Raw genomic sequence first — 16,382 nt, 5'->3', positions numbered from 1 at the left:
CCTTGTCGAAAGCCTCACAGTCAAGACAAGAATCAAATCAATGGCTTAAGTGTCATGCAGCAAATATTGAGGGCTGTGTTCTTTCTATTGGCAGCGATACTGACGAAGATAATGACGGAGGATGGTATCGAGATTATTTCCAGAAATGCTCATCGTATACCACATCAGAAGCCACTTCCGAGTTCAACGTCGATCTGGTACTTGACGTGCGATCGATGCCGCAAATTCAGAATGACACATTTGATTGCGTGTTTTGCTCTGGTGTGCTTGAACATGTTGATGACTATCTTGCTGGCTTAAAGGAGATAACTAGAATTCTCCGCTCGGGAGGTATTTTGTTACTCGGTTTGCCTTTTCGACAAGCAATTCATATGGCTCCAAATGATTACTGGCGTTTCACCGAGCATGGTCTGAGATATATGCTTCGAGATGATTACGAAATTCTCGAACTTAAATCAATAGATAATTCTGTGCCTAATTTTCCAGCTGCATACTGGCTAAAAGCGAAGAAGCAATGAGTCAGATATTTATATATATTCGATCGGACTTTTAGAGACGCTATCTTAAGCTTTTTTCTAAGTTGTAGTGAAGAGGATAAATGTTTAATGACAATTAGTATTGCTAGTCAGGAAATATCAGAACAACAACTGGATAATGAGGTAGTCCTTTCAGTTGAAGGAGTTTCCAAGAAATTTTGCCGAGACTTGAAGCGATCGCTGCTTTATGGCGTTCAAGATATTGCTACTGAGTTAGTAGGGATACGACAAAAGAGCGAAAAACTAAGACGTGATGAGTTTTGGGCACTTAAAGATGTTAGCTTTCAGTTACGACGCGGAGAAGCACTAGGCTTAGTAGGACCAAATGGCAGTGGGAAATCCACGCTACTACGAATTATTAGTGGATTAATTAAACCAGACAGTGGATTTGTGGAAATTAAAGGTCGGATTGCACCACTGATTGCACTGGGAGCAGGGTTTAATCCAATATTGACAGGGCGGGAGAATATTTATGCCAACATGTCTATTTTAGGTTTGTCTAAGAAAGAAATCGACGAGCGATTTGAGGCTGTTTTAGATTTTGCAGAGATTGGTGCTGCAATTGATGCTCCAGTGCAGACTTATAGTTCGGGAATGGCTGCAAGATTAGGGTTTGCTTGTGCGATTTACACGGAACCTGACATTCTCCTGATTGACGAAGTGCTGGCAGTAGGAGATATAAAGTTTAGGGCTAAATGTTACCGTAGACTTGCTAAGCTACGCGAACAGGGTACATCTTTTATTCTAGTATCACACAATTCTCATTCAATATTGTCAATATGCGAGTCAGCAATTTACTTGCTCAAAGGAAAAGTAGTTACAGTTGGCAATACAGATTCAGTTGTAGACAAATACGAAAAAGACTTGTTTAGCAATGAAATTAAGAATCAAGCAAAATTGCTATCTTTAACTGACAAGTATGAAAGCAAGCAATCAGATCTAAATATTACTGCTCTATGCTTTAAAGATGAACAAGGAAACTTAACGCGATCGCTATTAAGTGGGGAAACTACTTACTTTTGTGTAGAATTTAAGGCTTATAAAGAGATTGAAAACGTTACTCTTAGTTTCTTAATTCAAGAAACCTTTGGAGAAAGCGAACATGTTTTATGTATCAATACACAACAAGACGGTGAGTCATGGGATATATTACCTGGATACTATGAAATTCAATTGAAGATGCCTTACCTTGGTTTAAAACCAAGTTTTTATACCCTTAAACTCAGTATCAGTAAAAATCTATACTACATGCTTGATGCTGTTGAGTCTTTTAAGTTTACTGTTGAAGGTAAGGGTATGAGTCAATGCTTATTTTATCAACCTCGAACTTGGAAACTAGTGAGAAGTCATAATATTTAGTTAATACACACATCAAAAATAACTTAACTATAATTAAAACTGAAAAATCTATAAATAATTTTTACTGACTATAAAGAACAAGATAAGATCCAAAGGTGACTATTACCAATTTTTGTGTATTCTTAATCTCAAATCTATAACCTTAAGCTATCAGTTATTATTTCATTAGTTAAAAAGCTAAAAAAATGATTTTGAACCCTACAAATAAAGCTGCTTCTTTACTCAAGCTAATCGCTAAAGGGCTAATTCCCTACGGAGCTTATAGTTTGCTAAAAAGTTATAAATCTCCAAAATACAACGATCTTCTCAATAGCTATCATAAAAATCAAAAAATTCCATTTAGTCCTGGTTATCAAGAAGCTAAGCTCGAATTCATTCAATCAACACTCTCCTCGAAAGAACTCTTTAGTTTTTTTGTACATCAAATTCTTCTACCTGAAGGTTTTGGAGCTTTTTTTGATGAAAGAGTAGTAGAGTATCCTTGGATTTTTGCCAACCTTACCTATAATCAAAATTCTAAACTTTTGGATGTTGGTCCTGCTCTTAATTATAAATTTTGTATAGATCGGCTATTAAACTCTAAGCTAAATCAAGAAATTACAATGTTATCCTTGACTCCTGATGCAAGGTGTTTTTATCATAATAAAGTATCTTACGTATTAGGTGATGTTCGATCGCTTCCTTTCATCAACAATTATTTTGAACAGATAACCTGCATATCAACTATTGAGCATGTAGGTATGAATAATCAGAGGTATGGGGCTACAGTCGAGCATAATCCAGAAGATTATATAGTAGCTCTTTTAGAAATGAAAAGAGTGTTAAAAAAATCAGGTACATTACTTATTACAGTACCTTTTGGTACTTACGAGGATTTTGGTTGGTTTCAGCAGTTTGATGAAACAATGGTTAATAGAATAGTTGAAGCTTTTGTACCTACAGAACACAGTATTACTTACTATAAATATACAGATAAAGGATGGAATCTATGTAGTTCGGATTTATGTTCATCTATAAAATATAATACACACCGCTCTAACGATCCTTTATTTTATACATCTAATTCTGTGTGTGCAGGTGCAGTTGCTTGCATTAAATTAATAAAATAATAACTGAAATAGCATAGTTTCATAGTACGAACAAAGCTTTAAACAAATGATTGGAAGGAATACATGTTAACGCTCAAAAACTCTATTTCGTATGCTGCTAGAGGAGTAAATACTGAAAGATTGAATGCTATTTTAGAAAATGCTGGGCAATCTGTACTCGATGTAGGCTGTGGTAATGGAACCTACGTACTAAAACTTGCAGAGCAATACAATATTTTAGGTGTTGACATTCAGCATTTTGAAACCTGGAATACAATGCCTCATCTTTTTTCCGTTTCTGATGCTTCTGAACTTCAATTTAAGGATAATAGCTTTGATACAGTTCTTTCTTTTGAAACTTTGGAGCATCTACCAGAACCAAAAAAGGCTCTCAGAGAGTATTATAGGATTTGCCGTAAAAATTTGATTCTTACAGTTCCAAATTGTGATATTACTTCTGGAATGCGTCAAAGTCTTATGACTTATTATCACTGGGTTGATAGAACTCATATCAACTTTTTTGATATGGATACCATTACTGAAGCAGTTAAAGAAGCAGGCTTTAAAGTTGTAAAACATTACTATATTAATCAGCTTTCCTTACTACCTTTATTGACTGAAGCGTTCAACTTATCTGGATTATTAGGTAAGCTCGTGCGAAAAATTTTACTAAAAAGACAACAGCGTAAATATTATATTACTTGTCTTGTAGTTGCTGAGAAATAAAAACATAGTATCTTTGGTTTTTTGTATTATAAAGTACAAACGTCAGTTATTAAGGTTTTAGAATGAGCGATAAAAGTAAGATGAGGTTACTAATCCTTTTTCCTTCACGGCTTCGCGGGGGAGCTGAACAATACTCTCTTACCATTGCGTCGGCAGCTGTAAGACAAGGATGGGACGTACATGCAGCATTTCCAAAAACTGAAAGAACAGTATCTTTAATTACTGACTTCTCAAAGAGTGGCGTACAATATCATGAGGCAACCATTGATGATGTAGAAGCCCAAACACAAAAAATAATATGGCAGTTTTTATGGTTGCTTCAAACTTTTGTTTTATTACTCAAAGTTAAACCAAATTTTGTTTTAATCAACCTTCCATTAGCAAATCTATGCTTGGGAGCTATACTTGCCTGCGCGCTTTTGAAAAAGCCTACAGCTGTACGTTTTGCTCTAATTTTTCCCAATCAGGCATTTACTAGTAAAAGATTACAGCTCTATGCATGGGCGCGTGCTAGGAATCAGCAATGGATTGCAATTACAGAATGCGATCGCCAGACTATATGTCAATCGTTTAATGTTTCTGAAACAGAAATAATTCAAATCTACAATGGTGCTAAAACTAGGTTACTTTCAAGTCATTACAACGACTTAGAAAAAATTATTGAAATTCGTCGCCAAGTACGTCAAGAGCTAGGACTAGCTGAAACAAGTCAAATTTTACTAACAGTTGCTGACTTAAATCCTCGCAAGGGTCATGGCGATCTTATACCGATAGCGCCTTATATACTAAAAGAGTTTCCAAATATTAAGTTCGTGTGGGCTGGAGGAGGTCAATCAAAGAATCTAATCAGTAGATTGCAAGAATATGGAATTGAAGATCGGGTATTGCTACTAGGTTACAGATCTGATGTGCCAAAGCTTCTGCAAGCAGCAGATCTTTTTATATTTCCGACACATTCTGAAGGCTTTCCCTGGGCTTTATTAGAAGCAATGATCTATAACTTGCCGATCGTATCTTCAAATGCAAGTGGTATTCCTGAAATTGTGAAAAATAACGTTCATGGTTTGTTGTGCTGTCCAGGTGATAGTTATGGTTTCCTAGAAAACATTCTTTGGGCTCTCAGACATCCCGAACAGATGCAACTAATGGCACAGAATGCTCGATCGCGCGCCCAAGAGTTTTCTGAAGAAAAGATGGTGAAAAAAACTTTAGCTGCTTTGTCCAGATTAAGTCGTAGATAATTATGCAACATGAATAAATTTGATGCAGAAATTATACGTAAAATTCTTAAAAGAATAGCTTACAAATTCACATTTTTCACTTTCAAAATATTTAAAACACAGACTTATAAATACTCTTATTGCGTTTCATACACCGATTTTTTAATCGACAAGTATTTTAGTAAATCTTCAAGGGAATGTTACGATCTCGTTTTTGTAATTTTTGAAGAAAGTAAAGGTTGGATACTTGAAGCAATATGTAAAGAGATTGCTACTTACTTTAAAGGAAAATACTGCTTTCACTACTCACCTTCTTCCCTACCTTTATCGAAAGGATACTTTTTCGCTCACTACTCATTCTATGTAGCATGTTTAAAACTAAATCCATGTCTTTGGGGTAGTAAATCGCTTATTTTTTACACTCACCCCAAAGGTATCATGAATAATGAAGAATTTGTTTATGCGATGAACTGCTCCACGAAAGTCATCTCTATGTGTTCGCAATTCGCTACACAAATGCTTAAGGATGGTGTGAAACCTGAGAAAGTCAGCTTCATTATCGGCGGCGGAGCCGATCCAAAAATTTTCCGATCGCATCAGCGCATGAATGGAGCTATTGGCTTCTGCACTGCATATTATGCTCGTAAAGACCCCGATCGCATCTTCAACATCATTAAAATGTTGCCTCACCGAGAGTTTATTCTTCTGGGTAGAGATTGGGATCGGTATGAAAAGTTTACAGAGCTGACTGCTATGCCTAACTTTTCTTATATTGAAGCGTCTTATACCGAATACCCTAGCTACTACACCCAAATGGATGTCTTCGTCTCCGCCGCAATACTAGAAGGTGGTCCTATTCCTCTGATTGAAGCCATGATGTGTAATGTTGTTCCTGTGGCGAGCAAAACTGGATTTGCTCCCGACATTATTAACCACGGTAAAAATGGCTTTCTTTTTGATGTTGATGCATCTGCTGAATCAGTGTGCAAGTTAATCGAACAAGCCTATCAGATCGAAACAGACATTAGAAAAACTGTCGAACACTTGACATGGAATAACTTTTCGCTTGCAGTTCAGCAACTACTAGAAAAGTAGTATTAATTCTCCGTTCGCTTTTGTAAATACTCGCAAAAGATTGAAGCTATATAAAGCGGTAGATGTATTAAAAGCTCATAAGATACTGCTTTATCAACCCCAGGTTTCGTTGAAAGACGGCTTGGCACGAGAATGGAACTGGATTCAATCTTTAGCAAAAAGAGCAGAATGCGATCGGGAGAGTAAAGCTTTTATCCTTCAGTTGTAAGATTCACGCATCACTCTCGCTACTTTGCAAATTCACGGATAAATTTGTCAGAAGCACTCATAGATGATTACGAGACTGCCAAGCAGCTAGAATTTTTGTTTCACGTCTCTTTTTCAGCTTAGAGTAACTCAGATTAAAAATTAAGTTTAACAGAATTCCTAAAACACAGTTTTAGAATTCTACCTGGTATAAATAGTAAGTTTCACCAGGAGCAATACTCTGGCTAGAGTTGTATATCTCAGTTAGATGAAGCTCTGGTATTTCCCGATCGAGCTTATGACTCAGTATCAGTAAAGGTTTTTTGCTATTTTGTTGTATCAGTTTATTTATTTTAGTAGAAGCTACTGCTTGAAAGTTAAGATTTTTTCTTTGGTTCCAGTTAATAAAACTACCATATTTACTGCTCTCAAAATAATAAATTGGTTGCTTTAATAAAGCAGCAATGGGAGAAACTTCATTGTCCTGACTGCCAATGATGAAGCTGTCTTTTAATTGATGACTAGTGATAAATTCTGCTACTTCTTCGCTAGCAGAAAAGGGATGAATTAAATCCATACTATAAGCATGAATTCCAGCTAAAAGATGAATGCATAATAAAAAATTTATGTATTGATTTTGGCGATCGCTTAGAAATTTGGATGCACCTTTAATGAAAGAAATTACAGAACGATTTGATTCAGGATAGAAACTGGAAATCCATAGGCAAGCAATAAACAGAATAAATAAATGTCCGTGATGTCTTAAAGAACCGAAAAACTTTTCATAAGCAAACCATATCAGAAGACATGTTCCGAATGTGTATGCGAACAACACAACTGGTTTCTGATTAAATAGAGCTATGGCAGATAGTAATATTAATAAAGATAATAAGCAGATACAGAGTAATATAAGTTTAGAGCTATTATCATTTATAAAAGCATTAGTATTCCAGAAATTATAATTAAGAAAATTTGGTATAGGTATATAACTTTTCCACACAGACGGCAGAATGGTAAATAGAAGATAATTAATGTGATTGATTGGCGTTAAGTCTTGTTTAGTAATTCCTTGAAACTTAGCATCACTAGGTGGAATAATTTGAACAATTGCTATTGCTATACCACAAGTCAGTATAGCTATGTTAGTAAAATTTAATCTCTTAGTAGCAGAGCTTTTAGTACAAAATTTTTCAAAGACGATAGTTATTGCTAAAGAAATAGCAATGATTAAGCTATATACGTTCGTATTTGCTAGGAAAGCTAGAATAACTGACAGAAGTAGGTAGTTTCGTTGTTGCTGCGTGAAAAAGTGACAAAAAAGGAAAATTAATAAAACACCTAAACTATAATTTCTACTAATTAAATGATATTCATAAAAGGGAAAATATCCAAAAGTAAATAAGATTTTTTGCGATTTAGTAAAAGGAGAAAACTTAGCAAACACATAAATTGTTCCGCTGGCAATTAGCAGATGTAAAAGTTGCATTGCTAACGGATTATCAGTGAATCTAGTAATTGCATATAAAAAGATATACCATAAACTAGGATGCCCTTCATATCTTAAGTTTCTATATAAATCAATTAGAGATGAGCTGTCTCTAGCTATCATCCATGCCTGTAACTCATCGCGCCACATTTCGTGATTGAGAACGCCAATCAAACCAAGTACTGAAAAAGCGATAACTAACACATTTATCCAAGCTGTATCCTCTTTATATGCAAACTTTAACCAAGATATCTGTTTTCTCAAGCCAAGGATAGAACGATTAAGTTGCTTGTTAGCTTTTAGTAGAATATCCATAAAAAACTCTTAGAGGGTTTCTAAAAAATGACCGATTTGATAATTCTATCTTCACTGTCAGCATTACAAGATATGAATTAATTCTTGCTTTTTATCGTTAGACAAAAAGCAAGAACTGTTAGATGTAGAAATAGTTGCTAAGCACCCGTCTCTAAAACTCTCAAATCTGATGATTTCTAGAAATAGAATTCAACAGACTGCACGGTTATTGTTTGCGATTGGCATGTAGATCGAGCAATATTTTACTTGAGACTTCTTTAACTGACTTGGAGAAATCTAGAGGAAGTTTTAGTATATCGTTAAATGACTGTTTAAGGTGTTACAACGCTTACATCATCCCATTTTACATAGTCTCCTGAGTTGCCCGTTCCCGAAGTACCTAGTTCGACAACCGCCCAGTATCTTGAAATCGGCACGGTGATTTCTAAATACTGCCAAACGTTTTTCTGACTTGCAGTTTTTGATATCTCAGCATCACCATCAAGATAGTCATAGCCCAAAGCTTTGAGCGTTGCTGTTGCTCCGCCATTAACATACACCCATGCACCGATTTTTATATTTCGATTTTTTGGCACATCGCCAAGAATTCGGCGGATAAAAATCTGTTTACCTCGTGATGCTCTACCACTATCAAGTCTGGCATAGCAATTGCCCCCACGCGCTCCATTAGGATCGCCGCAGATAAAAGCAACATTTGGCGAAGCTCCCAGCCGGATATCATCGTTATCGAAATGTACCCATTCGTTGTCGGCGTTGTTAGCTAATTCAAAACCAGGGTTAGAGAACTTCTTGTTCAACCGCAGATCTTGAATTTGATAGTACGTTGCTGTTGGGTTAAAGTTCGGTGAAATTGCCCATTCGCCATGATTGTCCAGATCGAAAAACAATGCATGGTTATAGCCGTATCTTTTTAGCTGTTGTCCAAAGATGACAAACCATCTTTTGCGATAGTTTTCTCTTTCAGTACTAGAACCTTGATACCAACTAGAAATTGTACCGGATTCGCTTACTACAACTGGCTTTCTAATATTACGAGCTGCTAGCAATCGCCAGGGATTGCCAAATTCACCTTCTCGAATCTGCCCCCCATAAGCATGAATGCCAATAAAATCGGTGACCTGATCGATTCCTAAATCGATCATCTCTTTTAAGATATAGCTGCTAGGACTTGTAGGAGGGGGAGATTCAATTTTGATGTTAGGGTCAATTGATTTTGCTGTTTCGTAAGCAATGCGAGTCATATCTACGCATTGTTGTGCTGTCATCGTACCTTTGCCAAAATCTAGCTCAGGTTCATTGTTGATAATGTAGTAGAAAATCTTGCCTTTGTAACGTTCCATTACGTTACGTACGAAGTAGCGATAATTTGCCTTCCATTGCTCGTAGTTACTATCTCGGTCAACATGATGGCGAGGAGAAATTGTTGAGTGAATTCTCAGTCCAGCTTGGATATATTTGTTAACGACAATATCTCTAGCCGACCAATTGAAGCTAGCACCCTCTCGATTGCCATAAACTCCATCCATACCCATACGAACTAATTGTATACCTAAGTCCTTGGTTTGCTGGATAGAGCGGTCGGTAAATGTGGGATCGGGGTTGTAGCCAGTACCGTTGTTGATCCCTAAATAGCTAGTTTGCGATCGCGCTGGTAGAGTGTAGAACAGAGTAGACGTAACGAGCAAAGAAGTAAATATTTTTAAGAATTTATGCGCTTGCAATAGTGAGTGCTTTTGAGCTAGATGTTGTAGCTTTTGAGAGAATTTCATTTTATACCTCTAAATGGAATCAATTCAGGCTTAATTGGCTCGCTCGCCTGATTTGTTATTCGATGCAGTGAAAGCGAGTGCTAGTTGTCAAGCAATACAGATTGCTTGCTTAGGTGTTAGCTTAAGCAAGCAGGTTTTGGTCGCTAAGAATGGTAAGAATTGCTGGCTCTAAATAGATTCTTCAGTAGTTGGAAGAACCTATTTCATGGCAGTGATGTCATAGAATAATGCCATGAAGCACAGAGCTAAAAAGACGAATAGCTCATCTTGAACAACTTGTTGTTTCCCAAAAAAAGCCCGATACATTGGCGATTTGAGATAACAGAAATAGAATTGCGATCGCTAGTGCTGGCTGACTCGTTCCTTGTGAGAAAGGATACTTTAACAAGTTGAAATAGAACGAGAAAGGCTCTACTTTGATGCGTTCCATGTTGCGGCGAGCGCGGACTTGGTGAAAACAAAAAGCACCGCGCCCATAGTTGTAGTGTTGTCGCCAGAATGCGTATAACGTGAGTTTATGAGCGTGATAAACTTGGGCTTCTGGTGCATAAATCATTTGGTAACCGTGTTGTAACCAGCGATCGCAAAACTCTCTATCTTCTCCCGCAGCTAGGGGAAAAGTGGTGTCAAAGCCGCCCAGGGCGTGGAAACGTTCTGCTGGTAAAGCTAAGTTGTTAGAGGCAAAGAAGCTTGACCGATCGCGATCGGCATTGTAGTACTCGTAGAGGAAATCAATTAGTACTTGGCTAGCTGTTGAGTAGAGGTTATCAGGCAGCGCGTTCAGCGTCCGACCGCCGATAAGACAATTTGGTGCTGCCTTGAAACGAACCTCTAGGGTTTTCAACCATTCAGGAGCAGGCATACAATCGTCATCAGTGAAGACTAGAAACTTACCTCTAGCGCGAGTCGCACCAGTGTTGCGTGCGTTTGCCGGACCAGAATTTTGTTGCGCGATCGCAGCGAGATTGAGTTGTTTGCGAAAGGATGCAACAACTGGCTCGATTGGCATCTCGCTACCATCATCTACCACTATGACTTCAAAGCGATCTGGGGGATAGTTTAGCTGAGCGATCGACTTGAGGCAAGATAGTAGCCGTTCCGGGCGATTGTAGGTAGGAATAATAATTGAGAAGAAAGGCTGTTCATGTATCATATGCTTCCGATAATCTATTTCATGCAGTTTTCTCCAGAATTGTGAGGCAATTCCAGACAATTAAATTGCTTGTAATAGATGGTGTTAGGGGACTTTATTAGCTACGTCAAAGCATTGTGATGACAATTAAAATTCCTAGAAGGCAAAACGAAAATTTTTCAGAAAACTTAAAAAATTTTTTATTAATTGGAAGTTTAATGGATGTAAAGGATGACCAATCCAATTACCGCACTCTTTAATTTCTTTATAAGCTGGCATAATATGCCTCCATTTTTCGGAATAACGAGAACCAACAAACAAGAGATAAATTGCAGCGTTTCTGTGCCGGCTTTGTGCTTCATATATAACTTCAAAATCATTTTCTTTAAATAAATATCTGAGACAGATCGGCGTGAAACGCCAGAAGTCACAATACATATCTTTTCCATGCTGTTTCTGACAAAAGGGAACTACAACGATAACGATATCTTTCGATACAAGACAAAGATTTTGAAAAGCTTTTCTGACATCGAAGACATGTTCCAATGTGGTGTGATTAAACACGACATCAAATCTTTGTTGTAGTTCGGAGGGAAGTTCTTGTGTTAGGTCGAGGAAATATTCATTTTCCTTGCCTTGCCACCCTCTCTCCCCAGAATAATTAGTGAAGTAATAGCGAGCTTTTTGAGTGAAATAATCTTGGTAGTAACCTCCTTCTTTATCTCGGTCATCCCACGCAGAAATATTAACTACATCCCCTTTGAAAAGGGGGGCTAACTTCCTAAGCTCTCGATTCGACCAAACTCGTGCTATTCTAAATTTTCTATCCATTATGAGTAACAAAATTAATTAATATCTTAAGTACGTTAGGTAAACTTAGTAGAGTAAACCAACAGCAATTGTTAAGTTTATAGCTAAAAACTGTGCTAATAGAAGAATACATATTTGATTGCATAGCTCAAGAGTGGGTTATGCTTTTTCTGGACTCGCAAGTTTCCATAGGCGTGGTTGATAAAAACAACATTCACTCATTTTTCCATTTGACTTGACTGAAAACCTGAATGACTCAACCACATCAAAAGTATAAATAGAACTCTGCTTTAATTTGATACTCATAGTGTATGTACCAGGTCCTAACCCCAGATAAGGTAGTTCAACTTGAAGCTCGTGTTTGCCTGAAGGAATTTCAAAAAATTTTTCATCGTGTTCGCCACTTAGAAATAAAACTGTACCCATTCCACCTTCACCACCTATTGTTTTAATTTTCAAGTGAAGGGTAACATTATCAACCCTCTGATGCGCCTGACAACCCACACAGAAATTTACTGGTTTACCGCTTACTAGCGATTTAACAATATTTCCTTCAAGATCTCTAAAGAAGAGCGATCGTATATCTAGCCCTAGACTTTCAGATTCTGTTTTTTCTGGCAAAAACAAAACTTGCGAGGACTCATGCGTATCGTTCAAAAATAAATCGTTTTCATACTTTTCTATGACTTTCTCTGTTTTGCCAGACACAATTAATTCACCCTTTGATAGATATACTGCAAAATCGCATATATGTAATATTGCTTGCGGATTATGGTTGACCAAAATAAAAGATGTACCCTTATCGCGTAGCTCATGTAACTTTCGATAGCACTTAGCTTTAAATTTGATATCTCCTACAGCCAGCACTTCATCAATTAGGAGTATTTCTGGTTCCGTATAAATTGCACAAGCAAATCCTAATCGGGCTGCCATTCCAGAACTATAAGTTTGTACGGGAGCATCAATAGCATTCCAGATTTCGGCAAAATCTATCACATCTTGAAATCTCTCTTTGATTTCTTGAGTTGATAAGCCCAAAATTGACATGTTTGCATAGATATTTTCTCGTCCCGTTAGGATCGGGTTAAATCCAGCTCCCAGGGCAATTAATGGAGCCACCCTACCTCTGATTTTTATAGAGCCAGTATCTGGCTTAATCAAACCACTAATAATTCGTAGCAGGGTACTTTTTCCAGCACCGTTTGCTCCAACCAATCCCAGTGCTTCTCCTCGCCGCAGTTGAAAATCGATATCTTTTAAAGCCCAGAATTCACCTGGACGCAGAGTATCGCTTTTTCGCCTCCCACCCACCAGATCTGTTGTAATATCTTGGATGCCATAGAATAAAGACTGCTTTAAGTCTCGGCAAAACTTCTTAGAGAGGCGATCGACGGAGATAACGACTTCACTTTCTTTGGGGTGAGTTGCAGTCTTTCTATTTATTATTTCAATTGACATTATGAACTTACCCTCTCAATTACATAAGGCATTGCAAGACGAAATGCAACCCATGTCAAGAAAATCCCAAATAAAGTTATGACGCTGACAATCCAAAACCCACAAGCATTGGAGATATTTCCTGTTGTTGCTAACTCCCGTGTTGTTACTAGTAACGGAGTGACGGGATTAAGTTTCACGAGAAACCCAAAGGTTCCTTCATTAGGAACGGGATAAACTACTGGAGTTAAAAAAAGCCAAAAGTTGGTCACCATTGCTAGACCTTTTGATACATCCTGATATAAAACTCCCAAAGGAGACAATAAAGTGCCAATTAACGTCCCTAGCATAATTAAATGAACTAGTGCTACGGGAGCGAGAAAGATTGTCCACCTCAGAGGAATCTGATACCAGAGAAACAACGCCATAATTAAGATGAGTTTGATGGCAAAGTTGAATAACACTTCACCTACCTTTGCTAAGATAATTGCCTCTCGGGGAAAATTGACTCTGGCTAGCATCGGCTTCGACAAGTTTATAGCTTGTACCGGACCATTGACTGCTTCTACAAACGTTTGCCACAGTGCCGTGCTGAACATCACATAGGCGGGATAGGGCAAGTCCGTGACACCAATTTTGATAATATTGGACTCACTTGCAAGTGTAAATCCTGCTGCCATAGCCAGCGGTGGTAAGAATGCCCAGATAAATCCTAGAAATGACTGACGGTATTGAGCGCTAATATCTCGCACAGCGAGCCGCCATGCCAGTTCGCGAGAAGCTAACAAGTCCCGCCACATCAGTTTGAATAGTTGAGCTGGATGCCTGAGCAGATTCTCTGGTGTGTAAACGATCGCTGGTGGTAGTTCCGGTCTTTGTAAATCCGTTCTTCGTCGTGCAGAATAGTTCTTCATGATCGGTTTCGTCACGATGATACGCTTGCTGCCGATGCGCGCAGTTCCTGATAAATCTCCAAGAAACGCTCCGTACATCGGTCTTCACTAAAGTGAGTTAAAGCATACTGACGACCATCTCGCCCCATTCGCTCTGCTAAACTTGCGTTGAGTAATAAGCGTAGCAGCGCAGCGGTCAAGGCATCCACATCGAGAGGTGGTACTAAAAAACCCGTAATACGATCAATAACGATTTCTGGCTGTGCGCCAACAGCACTAGCAATGACAGATGTACCGCGCATCATTGCCTCAGTCGTTACGTTACCAAATGGCTCTGACCAAAGCGAAGGTACTACCTGCACCCAGGCTGAATCAAAATGTTTTTCCATTTCAGAACGTGGTAAGTGTCCCAACCAAGTCACGTCAGTTGCAATTCCAAGTTCCGCCGCTAAAGCTCGTAAAGCATCTTCCTCTGGACCTCGACCTGCAACGAGTAACTGCGCTTTAGGCACTTGTGCTTTAGCACGTGCAAAGGCTCGCAACAAAACGTTAACTCCTTTTTCTGACACTAACCGTCCAGCAAAGGCAACGGTTGGGGGATTGGCAAGGGGTGGACGCATTGCTCGAACAGGTACTCCGTTGTGTACGACTTCGATCGATCCAATCCCTTCTTTTTCTAACTGTGCTTTCATGCCGTAACTAAGGGCAACCACCAAATTGAAAGTAGACTGCCAGCGTTGCCATAGTTGCCGCTGTACCATCAACACTGCCCAAGATTGAGGCGTGAGGCAGCGATCGCGCAGACAAGCAATTCCAGCAGTGGCTTTACAGGGACGACCATCGGGCAAAAGTTTTGTACCTACAGGACAAACTGCTTTATACACAGCTGTTTGGTACAAACACGGCACGTCTTTAAGTAAGGGAAGGATGAGTGGTGAAAGTTGCCACATAAACATGCGCACGTGAACCACATCAGGTCGAAATTCATGCAGAATCTGGCGTAGCTTCAAATAGGCAGAGAAGTTTATAGTCTGGGACAAAACTTGCAATCGAGTTGTAGTGCCAAAACAACTGTAGTCAGATAGGCAGTGGCTGCTGGCAACTTGCATAGCACGACTAGAGAATAGGCGAACATCATGACCGCGATCGCGCAAGTTTTGACGCAAACCTAGCATTTGTAACTCGGCTCCCCCAGTTGCAGTACCATAATCATTGATCAGAAGAATCTTCATGCATCTGCACCTAGCGTCGCGGTGTTGCTGTCGCGATCGGTTCTCGTAGGGCAGGCGCAGCTTGAGTGTTTTTCTGCTTTAGGTGTCTTCTAGCATAACTTGCAGTCAGGTAACGATTCAGTAGTGCTTCTAGTGGTGCAAAAAGACCATACATCAATATTTTTTCTAGAAACTGATTTTTCATTCCCAAAGTTAACTGATAGACGAGAGGAAAGAGAATTGTGTTTCTGCGCCTCCATCCCAAAGCTTTGTACTTATGTTGAAAGTAGCTATCCTCTGCTAATTGCCATTTTTCGCGCAAACGACTTAGGCTAGCCAACTCCCATGCATCGCTCCAACGCAGCATGTAAAAATGCAGATCTGTCGGCTTCAATGGTTGCCCTGGCACATATGTAATAATACTACTTGGCTCAAAATAAACTTTTCCTCCTGCCTGAATCACGCTCATGCAGAAGTCCAAATGCTCTTTGGAGTTAAGCATTAACTCATCGAAGAAACCTAGTTGCTCAAAGATTTGAGCGCGAACTAACATGCAGTGAAACTCGCATAACTCCGTTTGCGTCCGCTGCATCTTGGGGCGCACGTCTACTACCTGATGACCTTGTTTGTACATCTTTTCCCGCAAGCGCCGTCTACCAGTAGCATCGCATACAACACGTGCTTCCCCGCCAGCACAGTGGACGACTTCATGCACTGGCTCCTCGTGACACATCAGAGGTCCAACAACTGTAGCGCCAGTTTCTTCAGCACATTGAATCAAGGCTTCCAACCAACCAGGTGCAACAATAACATCGTTATCGACGAAGGCGACGTACTTGGTGTTAACGCGAGCTAAGCCTAAGTTTCTAGCGCGGTTGGGGAAAAGGTAATAATTCGTCCGAATCAGTTGAAAACCTTTTTCCTGTGCTACGGCTTCTAAGTAGCGCTGTATCTCAGCTGGGGAGTTACCATCTACGTAGATCAGCTCAAATGGAATGTCCGTATTTGCATAAATACTCTCCAAGGACTGGCGAGCATAGCTGAAACGTTCGCGCGGTGCTACAACAATCGTGACTTGAGGGTTTGTCATGCTACTCAGTCTCTGTTTCTAGCAGTTAT

The 16,382-nt window shown here is 39.1% G+C and carries 15 protein-coding genes; 7 read left to right on the top strand and 8 right to left on the bottom strand.

Annotated features, from left to right (window positions below):
• The first annotated feature begins 2 nt into the window (after positions 1-2).
• From QH73_RS26010 to QH73_RS25980, 7 genes are all read left to right on the top strand, one after another.
• Complete coding sequence (locus QH73_RS26010) at positions 3-518, top strand: class I SAM-dependent methyltransferase (protein ID WP_165587787.1); 516 nt, start codon at positions 3-5, stop codon at positions 516-518.
• An 87-nt stretch (positions 519-605) separates the two neighbouring features.
• Positions 606-1,895, top strand: a complete 1,290-nt coding sequence (locus QH73_RS26005) for an ABC transporter ATP-binding protein (RefSeq protein WP_039713799.1) — start codon at positions 606-608, stop codon at positions 1,893-1,895.
• A 185-nt stretch (positions 1,896-2,080) separates the two neighbouring features.
• Positions 2,081-3,004 carry a methyltransferase domain-containing protein gene (locus tag QH73_RS26000; RefSeq protein WP_052289798.1) on the top strand — a complete coding sequence of 308 codons (924 nt, stop codon included), beginning with the start codon at positions 2,081-2,083 and terminating at the stop codon, positions 3,002-3,004.
• Between the two features lie 63 nt (positions 3,005-3,067).
• Positions 3,068-3,709 (top strand): class I SAM-dependent methyltransferase, encoded by a 642-nt coding sequence (locus QH73_RS25995; protein ID WP_052289799.1) that lies wholly within the window; start codon positions 3,068-3,070, stop codon positions 3,707-3,709.
• 62 nt (positions 3,710-3,771) lie between these two features.
• Complete coding sequence (locus QH73_RS25990) at positions 3,772-4,950, top strand: glycosyltransferase family 4 protein (RefSeq protein ID WP_039713800.1); 1,179 nt, start codon at positions 3,772-3,774, stop codon at positions 4,948-4,950.
• A 417-nt stretch (positions 4,951-5,367) separates the two neighbouring features.
• The gene (locus QH73_RS28500; RefSeq protein ID WP_236147181.1) at positions 5,368-6,024 is read left to right on the top strand and encodes a glycosyltransferase family 4 protein; all 657 of its coding nucleotides are present in this window, start codon (positions 5,368-5,370) and stop codon (positions 6,022-6,024) included.
• Between the two features lie 40 nt (positions 6,025-6,064).
• Positions 6,065-6,232, top strand: a complete 168-nt coding sequence (locus QH73_RS25980) for a hypothetical protein (RefSeq protein ID WP_165587783.1) — start codon at positions 6,065-6,067, stop codon at positions 6,230-6,232.
• A gap of 171 nt (positions 6,233-6,403) precedes the next feature.
• Here the strand turns inward: QH73_RS25980 and QH73_RS25975 are convergent, their stop codons facing one another.
• The 8 genes from QH73_RS25975 to QH73_RS25940 all read right to left on the bottom strand — a co-directional run bounded on the left by QH73_RS25975 (position 6,404) and on the right by QH73_RS25940 (position 16,353).
• Positions 6,404-8,011, bottom strand: a complete 1,608-nt coding sequence (locus QH73_RS25975) for a hypothetical protein (RefSeq protein ID WP_052289800.1) — start codon at positions 8,009-8,011, stop codon at positions 6,404-6,406.
• A 311-nt stretch (positions 8,012-8,322) separates the two neighbouring features.
• On the bottom strand, positions 8,323-9,780 hold the full coding sequence (locus QH73_RS25970; protein ID WP_039713802.1) for a glycoside hydrolase family protein: 1,458 nt from the start codon (positions 9,778-9,780) through the stop codon (positions 8,323-8,325).
• Positions 9,781-10,042: 262 nt separating this feature from the next.
• Complete coding sequence (locus tag QH73_RS25965; RefSeq protein WP_039713803.1) at positions 10,043-10,933, bottom strand: glycosyltransferase family 2 protein; 891 nt, start codon at positions 10,931-10,933, stop codon at positions 10,043-10,045.
• A 135-nt stretch (positions 10,934-11,068) separates the two neighbouring features.
• Complete coding sequence (locus QH73_RS25960) at positions 11,069-11,743, bottom strand: class I SAM-dependent methyltransferase (protein ID WP_052289801.1); 675 nt, start codon at positions 11,741-11,743, stop codon at positions 11,069-11,071.
• A gap of 138 nt (positions 11,744-11,881) precedes the next feature.
• A complete protein-coding gene (locus QH73_RS25955; RefSeq protein WP_132867245.1) occupies positions 11,882-13,180 on the bottom strand; it encodes an ABC transporter ATP-binding protein in 1,299 nt (432 codons plus the stop codon).
• The gene (locus QH73_RS25950) at positions 13,180-14,073 is read right to left on the bottom strand and encodes an ABC transporter permease (protein ID WP_052289920.1); all 894 of its coding nucleotides are present in this window, start codon (positions 14,071-14,073) and stop codon (positions 13,180-13,182) included. The genes QH73_RS25955 and QH73_RS25950 overlap by 1 nt, the downstream gene beginning before the upstream one ends.
• Before the next feature lie 11 nt (positions 14,074-14,084).
• Positions 14,085-15,284, bottom strand: a complete 1,200-nt coding sequence (locus QH73_RS25945) for a glycosyltransferase family 4 protein (RefSeq protein WP_039713805.1) — start codon at positions 15,282-15,284, stop codon at positions 14,085-14,087.
• Between the two features lie 10 nt (positions 15,285-15,294).
• The gene (locus tag QH73_RS25940; RefSeq protein WP_039713806.1) at positions 15,295-16,353 is read right to left on the bottom strand and encodes a glycosyltransferase family 2 protein; all 1,059 of its coding nucleotides are present in this window, start codon (positions 16,351-16,353) and stop codon (positions 15,295-15,297) included.
• Positions 16,354-16,382 lie beyond the last annotated feature (29 nt).

Source organism: Scytonema millei VB511283, assembly GCF_000817735.3.
GTDB lineage: Bacteria > Cyanobacteriota > Cyanobacteriia > Cyanobacteriales > Chroococcidiopsidaceae > Chroococcidiopsis > Chroococcidiopsis millei_B.
The sequence above is the reverse complement of the archived record's forward strand: the minus strand, read 5'-3'. Positions and strand labels throughout refer to the sequence as shown.

Bases quoted from the DNA above. Each gene is read 5' to 3' on its own strand.
- QH73_RS26005 (WP_039713799.1), top strand. From the start codon at position 606: ATGACAATTAGTATTGCTAGTCAGGAAATATCAGAACAACAACTGGAT.
- QH73_RS26000 (WP_052289798.1), top strand. From the start codon at position 2,081: ATGATTTTGAACCCTACAAATAAAGCTGCTTCTTTACTCAAGCTAATC.
- QH73_RS25995 (WP_052289799.1), top strand. From the start codon at position 3,068: ATGTTAACGCTCAAAAACTCTATTTCGTATGCTGCTAGAGGAGTAAAT.
- QH73_RS25990 (WP_039713800.1), top strand. From the start codon at position 3,772: ATGAGCGATAAAAGTAAGATGAGGTTACTAATCCTTTTTCCTTCACGG.
- QH73_RS28500 (WP_236147181.1), top strand. From the start codon at position 5,368: ATGAATAATGAAGAATTTGTTTATGCGATGAACTGCTCCACGAAAGTC.
- QH73_RS25975 (WP_052289800.1), bottom strand. From the start codon at position 8,011: ATGGATATTCTACTAAAAGCTAACAAGCAACTTAATCGTTCTATCCTT.
- QH73_RS25970 (WP_039713802.1), bottom strand. From the start codon at position 9,780: ATGAAATTCTCTCAAAAGCTACAACATCTAGCTCAAAAGCACTCACTA.
- QH73_RS25965 (WP_039713803.1), bottom strand. From the start codon at position 10,933: ATGATACATGAACAGCCTTTCTTCTCAATTATTATTCCTACCTACAAT.
- QH73_RS25960 (WP_052289801.1), bottom strand. From the start codon at position 11,743: ATGGATAGAAAATTTAGAATAGCACGAGTTTGGTCGAATCGAGAGCTT.
- QH73_RS25955 (WP_132867245.1), bottom strand. From the start codon at position 13,180: ATGTCAATTGAAATAATAAATAGAAAGACTGCAACTCACCCCAAAGAA.
- QH73_RS25950 (WP_052289920.1), bottom strand. From the start codon at position 14,073: ATGAAGAACTATTCTGCACGACGAAGAACGGATTTACAAAGACCGGAA.
- QH73_RS25945 (WP_039713805.1), bottom strand. From the start codon at position 15,284: ATGAAGATTCTTCTGATCAATGATTATGGTACTGCAACTGGGGGAGCC.
- QH73_RS25940 (WP_039713806.1), bottom strand. From the start codon at position 16,353: ATGACAAACCCTCAAGTCACGATTGTTGTAGCACCGCGCGAACGTTTC.